Source organism: Ruegeria sp. D3 (genome assembly GCF_056534465.1).
In genome coordinates, this window is sequence record NZ_JBQFPK010000020.1 from 46,482 (window position 1) to 61,506 (window position 15,025).

Consider the following 15,025-nt stretch of genomic DNA (forward strand, 5'->3'; position numbering starts at 1 on the left):
TCTGAATGAAGTTAACGTTGGGTCAAAAAAGTACTACTTGCGAGCTATGTTTTTTCACCCGGCAGTCGCAGCTTTATGGCGCCCACAAGGTATTTCCACGGATATCTTTTACAGTGATCCAGTTGCTGCAACATCTGATTGTAGTCTACACTTTTTACGTTAAGCGCCCTCGTTGTTTTATCCAAACCTTTCAGGATGTCTCCAACTGTCACATTCAGCAGGCGCAACGCTTCATCTATCTCTGCTAGGATATCTACACTTGTGTCCGAGCCGGAGAACGCTTTGAAAAGCCTGTCCGTCACCATTTCGAATTCACTTTGGGCATCCTGAGGCAAAAACCGGCGACGGTCCAAAGCGACTGCAAGATTCGCCAAGCTTGCTAACCCAGGGTGTTTTCCTTCCGTTCTAACCGCCCTCATTGAGCTATTAGTTGGAGCCAAAGGGTCGGTTGAATAGCCGTATGCATCAAAATCCCTTCCATAAAGCTTTGTAATCCTGTCCACTGTTGAAGGGTTTGATAGCGCGTCTTTCAATACACGATTTGTATCAGATGGCCCTTTGTTTACGGCTGCTGCCCGAAACCCAGTGTAGTCTACTCCGGCAGCTTGCATCGCCTGCCCGAAATCCTCATCCATGGTTTCTACGTGCCCTAGGAAATTGGGCGTCACAACCGAATTCAAAACGTTAATATTTTGCGGCCGCCAGTGTGGATTAAGATAAATTAAGTCATCAGACTCGGACAGCAATTCAATAAATTCATCGAAAGACACTTTCGAATCTTCAGAAAGACCGAATGATTTATAGAATCTTTTCCAGGTTGTAGCGTCCCGGCGTCCGATATCAGCATTTATTTTTTCATTGTAGACGGACAACGCGCGTACGAATGGGTTTCTAACGAATGTGAAAACAAACGCGTTTCTCGATCGCGAAATGCAGTCCAGTGTATTTTCAAAAGGATTACTTTCAAGGTCGTGCAAGTTAGCCTGAGGCTTTTGCCCTGAAATGTTCCAAAGATGTTTAATAACAAAAGAAGAACCCACTTTGGGGTTACTCAAGTAAACAAGGTTGTGCTTTTTCAGACTCGAACCAGGTCTCCCTGCAGGTAGTAAGACAGCGAATTAGCAGATTTAGGCACAAAACACCTCTGGCAAAAAATTTTCCGGACCAGCTACCACTCTCAATACGTGGTTTGCAAGTTCAGTTCACCGCCTTAGTCATCTAGTGGCTCTGAGCCAAGATGACCTTCTAGTTCTTTAGCGGTCTGAAGTCTCTTTGCCTCCTCAGCCGTAAAGCGATCCTTGTTCTCCGTCACATTACGCCCTGCTCCACACGCATCACGCGATTGTTCGTCACCTAATCAGTCATTCAGGTTTTGCGCCCTGAGTTGCACATATGGACATCATGAGTTGATTGCTTGGGCGAAGCTACCATTCTTCTATGAGTTTCTACCAAGGTCAGCCCGTCTGAGGAGTGCATAGCCGTGCACAACTTTTACGGCTGGAAATCCAAAGCCTCAATGATCAGAAATCATTAATTATTTCAATCATTTCGGGAATTTCCAGATCCCACCAAAAGCCGCCTCGTCCAGCCACATTAATTTCTTGGCTTGGTTAAGCTTCTGACGTTCAAACCGCCACATCGGACCATACGCCGCCACACCCAACCACAGAGGTTCGTGTCCCCCAAACGCCTTGCCCAGAGCGTCTGACCGTTCCTGCGCTCGCTTTCCTTGAAATCATCCCCGAATAACTGCCCAACCAACGTAAGCGCTGCCATGGGGTTCGAAACCCGATCTTTCGAAGTCTACGGCTTCAAAATCGACATGAATGCCGGTGGGCGTCGTGTTTGGCCACCTAACTTCAAACGCTTCATAAACAAAAAGATGGACTGTGGTGAACTGAGCGTCCGCGAGATCATGAAAACATTCAACGTCTCGCAATCGCTGGTTTACAAATGGCCAGGTGGCGTTCAGCGCGCAGGACGTATGACAACCGATGTCCGGGAGGAAAGGGTATTTTCCAAGATCGTCGTTCAAGAGGATCCGGTCGAGCCTGACGCCCCTTTCGACATCGTTCTGCGTAGTAACAAACTCAAGATTACCTTGCCCGCTTACGATCCGGATTCAAACCTCATCTCATTGATCCAAGTGCTCTCCTGATCTCGCTATCCGGAAACTTCAAATTCTACACTTGAAGCGCTGTTTGAAAATCTCGATTGGCAACGAGTTGCTACTCGTCATGTGCGAAAGGCAGTTGCTGTCTGATACCGCAACACGGACCTTGTGGCAGAACGCAGCGGATGGTGGGAAAGGGCCCAAAACACCGATACTGCATACGAAACAAACTGCCCTAAATCACGCGAAGCTGCCGTTGTGGCAGAATTGATGGAATCCCCGTACAAGACTGACAGCTCTTCGCTGTCTGCCAATTTGGCGAATTGATGAAACTGGGGGCAAGCATGAATTGACTTTTTTGGATCACGTTGACCAGTTGAATCCCATCCCAAGAAGATGCTGCTGAAGTAGATGTCTAGAGACCCAACGTTGGTCTTCTTTCTTTTCCAGAGAGAAGAGCAGACAATCAAACCGAGGGATCAAGTACCTTACCCTTAATTGTTGCTTCAGGCATCCGCTCCTATCAAATCGCTGGCCCTTTCGCCGATCATGATGGCTGGCGCATTGGTGTTACCACTCACGATTTCCGGCATGATCGAGCAGTCGGCTACTCGTAAGTTCGCTATTCCGTGTACTTTTAGTTTTGCATCTACGACCGATGCTTCGGTGCTTCCCATCGCGCAAGTGCCGGTGGGATGATAGATTGATGCGGTGTTTGATCTCACCCACTCCAGCGTGCCTTCATAGTCGTCGCAACTCAGCTGAGCTGTTGGCCGAAACTCCTCTGAAATCTTCGAGGCCAAGGGATTGTGCTTGGCTATTTCGCGCGCGATGTTTACTCCATCGACAATGGTACGGCAGTCCGTTTCAGTGGACAGATAGTTCGGTATTATTTTTAGGTGTTTAGACGGATCCGGGCCGTCCAAACGTAGCTCTCCCCGGCTTTCCGGGCGCAGCTGGCAAACCGACATGGTGAAGGCTGAAAACGGATGTACGCCGTCGCCGGGGCTGTCGGCGGACCAGGGTTGAACGTGGAATTGAATGTCGGGCGTCTCTACATCCGGGCGGGTTTTCATGAATCCGGTAGCAAGGCTGGCGGCCATGGTCATAGGGCCTGCACGGAACAGCGCGTATTTCAGGGCGATGCGCATCTGATTGAACAGGCTGCGGACTTCGTCATTCAGCGTCGGCTCATTGCATTTGTAAACTAGCCGGGCCTGCAAGTGGTCCTGTAAACCTTTGCCGACACCTGGTAGGGCGTGCAGCGGCTCGATGCCATTTTCCTTTAGGTGTTCTGGGTCCCCGATTCCTGAAAGCATCAGGATTTGTGGTGAGTTTATGGCCCCGCCGGACAGGATGATTTCGCGTCGGACTGTCAGGTTCTTCTCAGCGCCGGAACGATCTCGGTAGACCAAACCGGTAGCCTTTTTCCCTTCCAGAACCACGCGCGTGACCAGAGCGTTCGTGATGATGTTCAGGTTTTGTCGATCCCGGATGGGTTTCAGATAGGCAACGGCAGCGCTGCACCGGCGGCCATTGCGGGTGGTCAGTTGGAAGTACCCCACCCCCTCTTGTTCTGCACCATTGTAGTCCGGGTTGAACGGATATCCCGCCGCCTGCGCTGCGGCCACCCATGCGTCGCAGATCGGGCGCTGAATACGCATATTGGACACGGACAAAGGCCCGCCAACGCCATGAAATTCATCTTCACCCCGCTCCTGATCCTCGCAGCGCTTGAACAGGGGCAGGACATCGTCCCAACCCCAGCCTTCATTGCCCATTTGTCGCCAGCGGTCGTAGTCCTCTTTCTGTCCACGGACATAGAGCAACCCGTTCAGTGAAGACGAGCCGCCCAGCACCTTGCCGCGCGGCCAATCGATGGATCGCCCGTTCAGCCCTGGGTCAGGTTCGGTGCGATAGCACCAGTCGACCGAGGGGTTATGCATGGTTTTGAAATAACCGACAGGGATGTGAATCCACGGGTTGGTATCGCGGCCACCAGCCTCGAGCAGTGCAACAGTCGTGTTAGGATTGGCGCTGAGCCGGTTGGCAATGACGCAGCCCGAAGACCCAGCGCCCACAACCGCATAATCCACTTCCATGACTGCCTCCTCCTCGTGCCGTTGAAAAAACTCTATGCAAGATGCAAGAATTACACTAGCATTTTTTGATACAAAACGTCTCAATAATTGCAATCAGGGAGGTAAGCAATGGAGATCGGTAAAAAACTAAGTGGGATTTCGCGGCGGGATTTCTTCCGCGTGGCTGGCCGTTATGGAATGAGTTCTACGTTGCTGGCAGCAGGTGGGTTCGGGGGGGCGATGAGTCTGGCGAACCTGGCTCAAGCCGCAGAATCAACTTATGAAAAGCGTTTTTCGAAAGAGCCTAAACACACCCTGAAATTCGGTGCTTCGGGCTTCAACACCCGCAACCTTCTGATCGAACGTGCCGGGGCCATCGAGTTCGCGCGCGATCTGGAAGAACGCACAGACGGTGAGATTCGGATCGAGTTCATCGGCGACAACCAGATCTGTGGTCAGCTCAGCTGTGTTGAAAAAACCCAGCAGGGAATCGTCGATATCTACGCCGCTTCGACTCAGAACTCGGCTGGTGGCGCGCCTTATCTGAACGTACTGGACTACGCCTATATGTTCCCAAGCCGTGCGGCGCAGTACCATTTCTTCTACAGCCCTGCGAGCCAGCGCATTCTCCGCGACCCCCTGGAGAAACGGCATGGGTTGAAGTTTCTGTTTACCCATTGTGAGTTGCGTGGCCTGCAAATGGGCTCGTCGTTTGCCGACAAGCCTACAGTGACCAAACTGGAAGAGCTGTTCGGCACCAAGAACCGCGTGACAGGCACGCAGCTGGGTCGGATAGCGATGCAGCTGCTGAACCTGAACCCGGTACCGGTCGCGTGGGAAGAAACACTGGACGCCCTGAAAACCGGTCTGATCGACGGGGCCGAAACCTGGGCTTCGGCCGTGGCTTACGCCAATATGGCACCAGTGGTTTCGCAGTCGGTGAACCTGAAGTTCTTCTGTGGCACCGAGCATACCTCGATGTCAGCCAAGGTCTTCGACGGTCTCAGCGGCGAGTTGCAGGACGCGGTGATGGAATCCTCGTATTTCACACAGGCTTTGATTCAGGGCGCGAATGAGGCGGCGCTGCTGAACACCGTGGGATTCTCGGACCCGCAACTGCCCAACACGATCTTTGCCGAAAACGGCGTGCGTCCCGCTTTCCTGCCCGACGATCAGATCAAACTGGCCGAAGAGATGTGCGCCCCGAACTATAACCCTGAGCCTTGGGCACAGTGGCGTGAACGTCTGAACAAATGGGCTGGCGGCATCGATACGTATCAGGAAATTTACGATATCGCGCGTGAAATTCCGGCTGACACACTGCCAGAAAACGTCGAACCGCGCCGTTGGTGGATGGGCCAAGCCTGATAAGCTGATGTGAACTGGCCCCAATCGGGCCGGTTCCAAAAACACACCGACTGGGAGGACGGGGTACATGTCGTTATGGGCAGACATAGGCGCGATCTTCAGCGCCTTTCTCAGCCAGGATTCGTTCGAGATTCAATCCGCTCTGGAATCTGACGCTGCTTGGGTTCTGGGTGCAGTGGTTTCTGCATTTGGCGGGCTTCTGGTCATGCTGGTCTATCGAAAGGTGCCCTTTATAGAGCGCCATCTCGAACGATCCGTGATGGTCTATTCGTATCTTACCATTGCGCTAATCATTTTCTGGGGTGTGATCGACCGCTTTGTGTTTAATGATCAAGAGCCATGGTCAACGACCATTCCGCCACTTTTGTTTATGGTCATGGCTTGGTTCGGAGCATCTTACAACGTACGCCTGCGTACGCACTTGAGCTTTAGCGAATTCCGCACTGCGATGCCGAGGGCAGGTCAGCTGGCTTGCCTCATCCTTGATGCGGTTCTGTGGTATATTTTCGCGATGATCGTCATCGTCACCACGACCCGGCTGGTGGCGCTTTCTGCATCTAATTTCCAGATCGTACTGGGTACTGACAACGTCATGCAATGGTGGTTTCTTCTGGCCGCGCCGCTGTCTTTCTTTCTGATGGTCGGACGCGTATTTCAGAACCTCGCCGACGATCTGCATAACTGGACAACAGGCAAGCCGCTGATTCAGCAGGCCGTGATCGGAGCAGACTGATGACAGACGGAACTATGGTCACACTGATCTCGCTTGGGGTTACGTTTCTATTCATGCTGGGCGTGCCAGTTCTGTTGGTGATCGGCTATTGGGTCATCGGCTGTTCCTTTGTCCTCGGTCTGACACTGGACAATATGGGCGCCGAACTGCTGAACGTTTTCAACAAAGGATTTGCCCTGCTGGCGATGCCATTGTTCATCCTGACTGGAGACCTGATCAACAAATCAGGTATTGCGCGGCGCCTCAGCGATTTTGCCTATGCCTGTCTGGGCTGGATACGCGGTGGCTTGGCAATGGCCTCGTTGGGGGCCTGCGGGCTGTTCGCGGCAATTTCGGGGTCCAACTCGGCAACAACAGCAACCATCGGGTCGATGCTGCACCCTGAGATGGTAAAAGGTGGCTATGATGAACGCTTCAGCGCGGCCACCGCAGCGGCGGGTGGAACTGTAGGGATCATCATTCCTCCGTCTATTATCTTTATCGTCTACGGATTCTTGATGAACCTGCCGATATCTGAGCTGTTTGTGGCCGGCATAATTCCTGGTGCGCTGATGGTCATAGGGATGCAGTTCGCCTGCTGGATCATCTGCCGCATGAATGGCTGGGGGCATCTGATCCCGCTGCAATTGAACCGAGTGTTGAAAACCGCGTTCGGTGCTTGGCTTGGCTTCTTTGCCATTGGTTTGGTTCTGTGGGGCATCTACACCGGTAAATTCTCACCCACCGAAGCGGCCGGTGTGACAGTCGGTTTTTGCGTGATCGCAGGCTTGGTCAGCTATCCGATCAACCGCCTTATGGGCGCGCGCAGCAACGTTTCACCGACCGAAAAAAGCTATGCCGAGATGTTCGTGGTCGAAGGTTTCACGATCCCCGAGATCCCGTCAATTGTGATCCGGTCAGCTCAGATCACGGGTATCCTTGCACCGTTGATTGCGATTTCCGTAGTGATGCAGCAGATTCTGTCCCTTTTGGGTGCGCAAGAAACCATTGGGAGCTTTGTAACCTCAATGGGCGGCTACCACGCGGTTTTGTTCACCTCGATGGTGATCGTGTTTTTCTCGGGCATGGTGCTGGAAAGCTTGCCAGTCACGATCATTCTGGCCCCGATCCTTGCGCCGATTGCGGCTTCGGTCGGCGTTGATCCGATCCACTTCTCGGTGATCTTTCTTGTTGGTGCGTCCATTGGCTTTATCACCCCGCCATACGGCTTGAATCTCTACGTCGCCTCCGGCGTGACCGGCGTGCCATATTTCCGATTGCTGCGCTACACGGTGCCGTATCTGGCGGCGCTGCTATCGGTGTGGATTTTGGTGTCTCTGGTGCCCGATCTGGCCTTGATACTGCTGCCAAATAACTAGAATGTTGCGGGATGCCTGAGACGGAAACACAAGACAAAGAAACTCAGATCCCGACCAACCTGCGCCTTCTTCTTATCCTCGAGGAGGTGGCGCGGCGTGGGGTCGCCGTCAAACCAGCAGACCTAATCGAGACATTGGGACTGGCGAAGCCCACAATCCACCGTCTGTTGCAAACCGCAGAGGCCGAAGGTTTCCTGCAGCGAGATATAGATGGTCGCTCGTATGGCCCTGGGTACCGGCTGCGGTTGCTTTCGGTCAATATCATGTCTTCCGAACACCTTCGTACGGCGCGTTTGGCTATCTTGCGCAGCGTCGCTGAAGACGTCGGTGAGACGTGTAACTTAGCCATCCCAGACCGGGAAGGAATGATCTACCTCGACCGGGTTGAAACGAAATGGCCGCTTCGCATCCAATTGCCGATCGGTACCCAGGTGCCCTTCCATTGCACAGCTAGCGGCAAGATGTACCTGTCTACTCTGCGACAGAAGACGTTGGACGGGTTTCTCTCTGCTGGCAATTTACAACCGCAAACCGAACGATCCCTGACGAACCCTAAAGCACTACGCGAGGAAATCCGTAGAGTCGCTGAGAATGGTTACGCGGCGGATGATGAGGAATTCATGGCCGGAATGACGGCCATCGCTGTGCCCATTCGTGATGGACAAGCCAGATTGGTAGGCACACTTTCGGTACATGCTCCAACCCAACGTCACAACGTCAACAGCCTGCTGTCCTTTCTGAACATCCTGCAAAAAGGCGCAGGTGAGCTCTCGGAGATGTTAACGGACTGATGTTTTCAAGCCGCTTGAAGAGCCAGACTGTCTGCGCAGTATAATTCGCCGCGTCGGGTCAGCCCGTCGTAGGCGGCTATGCCGACGAGAGGCAGCGCGGCGGCTTCCCGCATACTTAGCGTCTTGGGTTTGCGTGCAACCAGACGAACATCTGCCTTAAAGTTCTCTGCCAATGAGCCCGGTAAGTCCGTCAAACCACCTGCACGCCCGTAAACCTCACCACCTACGGCAAAACCTTTCACACCGTCGCCAATCGCAACGACCGGGTCTGATATTTCGGGAAGCCCGAATAGCGCATCTGGTCCTTACGAGTTGACAACCATAGCTTTCGTTGAGGTTTTGCGAAATGGTGTCAGGCCCACGTGGAAACCGCGCACGCCTGACCAGATCATTGTCTTGTGGGTGGTCAGTTGATGTCTTGCACCTGCATCACCAGATCGCCCCATTTGCGCTGGTTCTCGATGTCGTGCTCCAAACCTTGTTCATCCGCGATCATGAAGCGTTTTACGGCCGGAGTTTTGCTGGTCGCCTGATACAGCCAATAGGCTTCGGCCTTCAGCGCGTCATCGATGGGCTTATCGATGGACTCATAGACCATCTGCTTGCAGGCATTGATCGACTCTGCAGGGAATTGTGCGATCCGTTCGGCCAGCGCGGTCACATACGAGCCGATTTCATCCGCTTCCAAAGCCTTGTTGATGGTGCCCAAACGCTCGGCATCATCTGCGTCGTAGTCTTGTGCACTCAGAATGATCTCAAGCGCTTTGCCAAGGCCGGTTTGACGGGCCATGCGCGAGGCACCACCGCCGCAGGGAAGGATGCCCATTCCGACCTCCATCTGCATGAACTTGTATTTTCCCCGCGCGGCAAATCGCATATCCAACGCCAAGGCCAATTCGTGCCCGCCACCGCGCGCAAACCCTTCCAGTTTTGCGATGGTCGCCTGTGGCACCTTGCTGATCCGCTCGCAAACTGATTGCAGGTCCAAAAGCTGAGCGTCCTCGCGAGAAACAGCTTCGGTCGACATGTCCTTCAATAACTCGGTATCGTAGTGGCAGACCCAGATTTCCGGGTTGGCCGACTGAAAGATCACGACCTTGGTTTCGCGGTCCCGCTCTAACCGCATGGCCAGACTGTTTAGGTCGGCCAGCATTTCCTGACCCTGCACGTTCACAGAGCCAAAGTTGAAGGTAACCGTGGCAATGCCGTTTTCAACATTTACGTCAAAGGTTTGAAAGTTCTCGTATTTCATCAGGCCGTCCTTTCTTGGGCCTCGACGCGGCACGCGCGAGGGGTAAGGGAGTGTTAAAGGTGGAAGTTCGTGGCGTTTTAGCGCCCGGATGGTCAGCCCGTATGGCTGATCAAATCTTCAATAATGTTCATGACGTCGGTAGCGTGGTTTTCGTCGAGCGCTGCAGCATGGGGGTCAGCGAAGGCCCCACTGTCATTGTCGAAATAGGCTCCTGACGCGTCAGCAAACCGCACACCCAAGGCTGCGTCAATCAAGATATCAGCGCCAATGTTCATATCGTTGCCAGCCAGACCAAAGCCTTCTTTCACCATCTTTGAGGCCAAAAGTGATCCGGGATTTACGGCAACCATCACAGGTGCATTGGACAGCGATTTGGCCCATTCGCGGGTCCAGATGGTGATCGCCAACTTGCTCTGGGCGTAGGCTTCCATATCCGCCAGTTGCACATTGCCCTGCATGGCCCGGATGTTCACCGGGGCCTGTGCCGCAGATGACAGGTTCACGACACGCCCGTCGGCAGGAATGACCGGCAGCAGCAGTTTGGTCAGAAGATACGGTGCAAGCGTGTTCACCACAAAGCGGATGTCCTGGCCATTTTCCAACACGGTTTGCGGGGCTTTCAACACACCTGCATTGTTGATCAACACATCCAGTTTGTCATGTCTGGCCCGTACGCTTTCGCCGAGTTTTCGAACCGCGGACAGATCGCTGAGATCAGCGGCATAGGTTTCGACATCGCCTCCGACGGCGGCAGCCGCGTTCTCCAATTTTGATGCACTGCGTCCATGGAGGAGCACTTTGTGCCCATCGGCAGCCAGCTTCGTAGCTGTCAGCAGGCCAATGCCGTCGGTTGAACCCGTGATGAGAATAGTCTTGGTCATCAGTCTGATCCTTCAGGAAAAGTCAGGCAGCACAGTGTCCGCCAGATGTTCGAGGGTTGTATCGATAGGCGCTTGATTGAACCTTAAGTTCAGCGCGACGTGATTGACCCCGAGCGTTTCAATCTCGAGCAGATAACTGCGTAGGAAATCAGTTCCAGACTGAAACCCAAGATGGATTGGGCGCGGAGGTGCAGCAGGGTCGGCAACAACATCGACATAGAGCGATTGCATGACCGGCTTGTCCGGTTGACCTGCCGCCTTCACACGCCTGCGGTAATCAGTGATGACTTGACCCTGAGCCGCCGCATTACGCGGATATGTCATCCAACCATCTCCGTTCTGCGCTACCCAATCAGGTGTTTGTTGGCTACCACCCGTAATGAGCATCGGCAGGCGCGTTCCATGCGGCTTTGGCAATAGATCAATCCCGCCATTCAGTTTGCCCTGTGCATTTTCATGCGTGGGGTAAACCGATCCAACCGCGCGGATGTACTCAAAACTATCGCGGAACCGTGCCCCCCGGTCGTCAAAGCCCTGGTTCATCGCCGGGTACTCCTCGGGCCGATCACCGGAAGCGATACCCAAAAGCAACCGCCCGCCCGAGAGCACATCTGCTGTCGCTGCTGCCTTGGCGACATGAGCGGGGTGACGCAATGGCAGGATCACACTCGACGTTCCAAGCGCAATCCGATCCGTCGCCGTTGCCAAAGCTCCCAAATAGACAAATGGATCGAAAACTTGCCCGGGGTCACCGAAGCTTGGAACATTAAAGGGCACGTCCCGTAACCAAAGTGCCGCAAACCCAAGTTCCTCGGCTTTCTGAGCCGCTTCTAGGTGCTCCCGTAGAGTCGGCTCTGCGCCGACGGCATAAGCTTCGAGAGGCAGCACAAGGCCAATGCTCAGTCGTCCGGGACGGAACACTTGGTTGTAGGCCAAATTTATTTGCTCAAAACCAGACAGCTGCGTTTCATCCAACATGTCTGCCCCTCCCCTAATAGCGCACCATAGTAAGGCTTTCGATGCTTTTGCGAACAGTGTTGATGTTTGGATCCTCGACCATGTCGAGGGCGCTATGAGCAATCGAAGCCCGGCCTTGATTGTCATAGATGTTGAAGACCGCGACCTCATTCGGCGTCATCTTGGATTGATAGATCCACTCATGTTTGGGGTTGCCCACCAGCCCCATGATTTGTCCGGTGCGGTCGGGATAGATCAGGTCCAATAAAATCCAGTCCGACGGGTCAATTGAAGAGGGGCGAACGAACCCAAGTGGTGCTGAATTGATCGGATGCTCTATCGGACGCCATACATTGACAAAGGCAAAATGACCTTGCGCCCACTCCGTTGCGGCCTCGGCGCCCAGCAAGTCGACAAGCCGCTGTTCGGCTCCGTCCTTGCTGTAGTCGCTATGAACATTGCGCGCCGGTTTACGTATTGCTTCAGGATCGTCCACCCGAACAGTGTGATCAAAAACCACGACCTCTCTCGCACCCAGCCTGTTCTGCAGCATGGCCTTGAGCTCCGCATCGTAAATCGGCTCCCAGCTGTCGCCTGCAAAGTCTCGGACCTGCGTTTCGAGCGGCATGATTTCAACGGCATCGCACGCAAATGAAACCGACGAGGTCGTTGTGCGGTTGTCTGCTAGCACGACAGATGTCGCGAGCAGTTCAGGGCAAATCAGGTTGCCAGCGATCCCGCCAGCATCAAGCTCAAAGGCTTGCCGGTAGGATTTGTGAACATGGTAGTTAACCGTGGCCGTCCGTGTCATTTGCGCCTCGTGCCTAAGCTTTATTGCATCTGTGAAAGAGATTTAACCTCGATCAAATTGCAGATAAACTGCCCAATAATGTATTTATAATTCGGAAAGTGAATATAATGGGTTTGGACACAGACGCTCTTCGATTGTTTATTAGGGCAGCAGACATACTTAACATCAGCGCGGCGGGGCGTGACCTGGGCATGGCCCCAGCGGTCTCCAGCGCAAGGCTTGCCAAGTTGGAGCAGAACCTCGGTATTGAGCTTTTGCACCGCACGACTCGCAAAGTTTCGTTGTCGGTGGAAGGAGCGAATTTCCTGCCTTTCGCACGTGAGATCATTGCGCAGGAGGAGGCGGCATTTGCTGCATTGGGTAGGCAAATGACAACGATCAAGGGAACATTGCGTTTTACGGCGCCAAGCAGTTTCGCACAGCTCTACATCGCGCCAATCCTGCCTAAGTTTCTTGAACAGCACCCTGATCTCATGCTCGATCTGCGCCTGTCGGATGTGCAGTTCGACCTGATCGAAGGAAGCTATGATCTAGCCCTTAGGAACGCGCCACTTGTCGACACCAGTCTGAAGGGTCGCAAACTGGCTGATGACCAGCGCATTCTATGTGCTGCACCGCAGTACCTCGATACGCATGGCGTTCCCAATACACCAGCCGATTTGACAAGCCACCGTCTGATCGCTTTCCAAAACCTCCAACCTCGGCCACTGACAGGGCCAGCAGGCGAAAACGCCTTTTTTGATCCCGCATCAGCCAAAGGCCAATTAACTATCGATGACGGTCAAAGCCAAGTCCGCGCCACATTAGCGGGGGCCGGTATTTCCTTAAATGCTAGATGGAGCGTGCATGAACAACTGATGTCAGGCCGTTTGGTGCGTGTTCTTCCAAACTTTGAAGTCAGCGAAGACAGTGTTTTGTGGCTGATCTATCCCAAGTCCAACGTACTATCCCCAAAAGTGCGGGTGTTCATGGACTTTTTGGTTGCAGAGATTGGCGCAAAGCCTCCTTGGGAAACACAAGTGTAATTTAGGTCAATCGGGCTGTCATAATTCCTGTCTCCAATCTCGGAGACGGGCGTTGAGGGGACATGCCTTGTCCTCGTAGGGGACAGATATAGAAAATCTCACACATCAATCTCTCTCCTCAATTATTCAAAAAAAGGTCGCGGATGACTCTGAATCCGAGTTTGTCGGAGCGCCCCGCATCTCGAATTCTTCCTCTTGTCGCTACGCGAGAAAAATCCATCGCGAAGGGGTAAGCGCCGCCTCGCGCAGCTCTTTTATTGCAATCTGAATTCACGGCTTCTTCGAGGTAACGTCTGGAAGAATTCCAATTCTGATGCTTGTCGGCCCAACAAGACAACGTAAGTTCGCTAACATTCCCAGACATGTGCCTAAGTCCCCAGTTATTCGAAGCTTCAAGCATTTCCACGGGCACTGGCTTCCCCCGAGAAATCAGGTCGGGCAGCTCCAACCCCAGCATTTTTTTCGTCGCATTTCCGCTGAAATTGACTTGATCCGTTGTGGCTTCTTCACCCTGAGCAAATGGTGTTTGCGTACCAGCCCGGGCGGCATACTCCCATTCTGCCTCTGTCGGGAGGCGGTATACACTCTGCCCAACTTTGCGGTTTAACCAGGTCGCGTAGGAAGCCGCGTCATTGTAAGAAACGTCTATAACTGGATGACTTCCTCCAGCTTCCAACTTCTTGGTATTACCCTTGAAAATGTAGTCAATTGGAACGTGCCCGCCACATCCGCCATCTTGGACACACTCCATCCACTGATCGTGCGTGACTTCATTGCGACCAATTGCAATGGGCATGTCGATCGTTACTGGGTGAACTGGGCCTTCGTGATGGGCAATATAGGGCTCTTCCGGTGTCGCGAAGCGGAACCCCTTTTTGTCCCAATGGAAGTTGCGTTTGGATTCCCCCGGAGGTGCGCCCATCATGAACTCGCCGAGCGGCAGGACGATCATTTCGGGGCAAACGTCACATTCCTGGAACATCTCAAGCGGCGCAACAGTCGTGCCGTCCTCCAGCTGATATTCCGCAGAAATCGCCACTGTTGTGAGTGTCAGTAGCACAGCGAAAGGTAGTATTTTCCGCCACAACCCTAAAGAGTATAGAGTTTGTTGGCCAGTTTTACCGGGGAACGCCCCAAAAAGAGGATTAGACCATCTGAGCATTTTCGCCACTCAAAACTATGAGTCTTAATTGAAAATAGTTGTTCAATTTCAATTCTCTGATTAAACATCGGCGAATTGGCAAGACTCACAAAAACTTTATCAATAGTGAAACTGTTAACGAGAGACGAACAATCCGTCAACTTAAGAGAGATCACAATTTGGGTTTTCAACAACATTCCTCTATTGCATTTCTTCTTATTGAACGATCAGAGGTCGTAGGCTTTTCTCTCTCGTTTCAAACTTGGTACAGAACCATGTTTCATGACGTGACGTGGTGTTGCGCGTCCACCACACTGCGAGTTCGCTCACGTTGCTTCCACAGTACTTCCAGTTGTGCGATAGCTCGAAACGCAAGAAGCGCCCTTTTGGGGCGCTAAGTGCTTGATATCTGACTGGAAGTGTTGGTTGCGGGAGCAGGATTTGAACCTGCGACCTTCAGGTTATGAGCCTGACGAGCTACCGGGCTGCTCCATCCCGCGTCAGAGTCAGATTT

14 protein-coding genes and 1 tRNA gene are annotated in these 15,025 nt (G+C 53.1%); 6 read left to right on the top strand and 9 right to left on the bottom strand.

Translation table 11 applies throughout. The features are described from left to right. Positions 1–44: 44 nt before the first annotated feature. Positions 45–1,079, bottom strand: a complete 1,035-nt coding sequence (locus ACR0DX_RS21065; RefSeq protein WP_480847286.1) for a sulfotransferase family protein — start codon at positions 1,077–1,079, stop codon at positions 45–47. 743 nt (positions 1,080–1,822) lie between these two features. On the opposite strand from ACR0DX_RS21065, the gene ACR0DX_RS21070 reads away from it, so the two are divergent. Beyond that, positions 1,823–2,158, top strand: a complete 336-nt coding sequence (locus tag ACR0DX_RS21070; protein ID WP_170356758.1) for a hypothetical protein — start codon at positions 1,823–1,825, stop codon at positions 2,156–2,158. A gap of 461 nt (positions 2,159–2,619) precedes the next feature. Here ACR0DX_RS21070 and ACR0DX_RS21075 read toward each other — a convergent pair whose 3' ends face one another. Continuing rightward, positions 2,620–4,215 (bottom strand): GMC family oxidoreductase N-terminal domain-containing protein, encoded by a 1,596-nt coding sequence (locus ACR0DX_RS21075; protein WP_170356760.1) that lies wholly within the window; start codon positions 4,213–4,215, stop codon positions 2,620–2,622. A gap of 108 nt (positions 4,216–4,323) precedes the next feature. Between ACR0DX_RS21075 and ACR0DX_RS21080 the strand changes: the two genes are divergently transcribed. From ACR0DX_RS21080 to ACR0DX_RS21095, 4 genes are all read left to right on the top strand, one after another. After that, entirely contained in the window at positions 4,324–5,562 is a 1,239-nt protein-coding gene (locus tag ACR0DX_RS21080; protein ID WP_170356762.1) for a TRAP transporter substrate-binding protein, read from the top strand. A gap of 67 nt (positions 5,563–5,629) precedes the next feature. Beyond that, positions 5,630–6,295, top strand: coding sequence for a TRAP transporter small permease (locus tag ACR0DX_RS21085; protein WP_170356764.1), 666 nt, complete (start codon positions 5,630–5,632; stop codon positions 6,293–6,295). Next, positions 6,295–7,653, top strand: coding sequence for a TRAP transporter large permease (locus ACR0DX_RS21090; protein ID WP_170356766.1), 1,359 nt, complete (start codon positions 6,295–6,297; stop codon positions 7,651–7,653). Before ACR0DX_RS21085 ends, ACR0DX_RS21090 begins: the two co-directional genes overlap by 1 nt. 11 nt (positions 7,654–7,664) lie before the next feature. Next, a complete protein-coding gene (locus ACR0DX_RS21095) occupies positions 7,665–8,444 on the top strand; it encodes an IclR family transcriptional regulator (RefSeq protein WP_170356768.1) in 780 nt (259 codons plus the stop codon). Between the two features lie 5 nt (positions 8,445–8,449). Here the strand turns inward: ACR0DX_RS21095 and ACR0DX_RS21100 are convergent, their stop codons facing one another. From ACR0DX_RS21100 to ACR0DX_RS21120, 5 genes are all read right to left on the bottom strand, one after another. Then, on the bottom strand, positions 8,450–8,686 hold the full coding sequence (locus ACR0DX_RS21100; protein WP_480847279.1) for a hypothetical protein: 237 nt from the start codon (positions 8,684–8,686) through the stop codon (positions 8,450–8,452). A gap of 164 nt (positions 8,687–8,850) precedes the next feature. Then, the gene (locus ACR0DX_RS21105) at positions 8,851–9,696 is read right to left on the bottom strand and encodes an enoyl-CoA hydratase/isomerase family protein (protein ID WP_170724883.1); all 846 of its coding nucleotides are present in this window, start codon (positions 9,694–9,696) and stop codon (positions 8,851–8,853) included. 92 nt (positions 9,697–9,788) lie between these two features. Beyond that, complete coding sequence (locus ACR0DX_RS21110; RefSeq protein ID WP_170356771.1) at positions 9,789–10,577, bottom strand: SDR family NAD(P)-dependent oxidoreductase; 789 nt, start codon at positions 10,575–10,577, stop codon at positions 9,789–9,791. Positions 10,578–10,589: 12 nt separating this feature from the next. Next, the gene (locus tag ACR0DX_RS21115; RefSeq protein ID WP_170356772.1) at positions 10,590–11,555 is read right to left on the bottom strand and encodes an LLM class oxidoreductase; all 966 of its coding nucleotides are present in this window, start codon (positions 11,553–11,555) and stop codon (positions 10,590–10,592) included. A gap of 13 nt (positions 11,556–11,568) precedes the next feature. Further along, on the bottom strand, positions 11,569–12,345 hold the full coding sequence (locus tag ACR0DX_RS21120) for a CmcJ/NvfI family oxidoreductase (RefSeq protein WP_480847282.1): 777 nt from the start codon (positions 12,343–12,345) through the stop codon (positions 11,569–11,571). A 113-nt stretch (positions 12,346–12,458) separates the two neighbouring features. On the opposite strand from ACR0DX_RS21120, the gene ACR0DX_RS21125 reads away from it, so the two are divergent. Beyond that, positions 12,459–13,370 carry a LysR family transcriptional regulator gene (locus ACR0DX_RS21125; protein ID WP_480847289.1) on the top strand — a complete coding sequence of 304 codons (912 nt, stop codon included), beginning with the start codon at positions 12,459–12,461 and terminating at the stop codon, positions 13,368–13,370. A 118-nt stretch (positions 13,371–13,488) separates the two neighbouring features. Here the strand turns inward: ACR0DX_RS21125 and ACR0DX_RS21130 are convergent, their stop codons facing one another. After that, positions 13,489–14,409 carry a formylglycine-generating enzyme family protein gene (locus tag ACR0DX_RS21130; protein ID WP_480847284.1) on the bottom strand — a complete coding sequence of 307 codons (921 nt, stop codon included), beginning with the start codon at positions 14,407–14,409 and terminating at the stop codon, positions 13,489–13,491. A gap of 525 nt (positions 14,410–14,934) precedes the next feature. Then, positions 14,935–15,011, bottom strand: a tRNA-Met gene (locus tag ACR0DX_RS21135). Positions 15,012–15,025 lie beyond the last annotated feature (14 nt).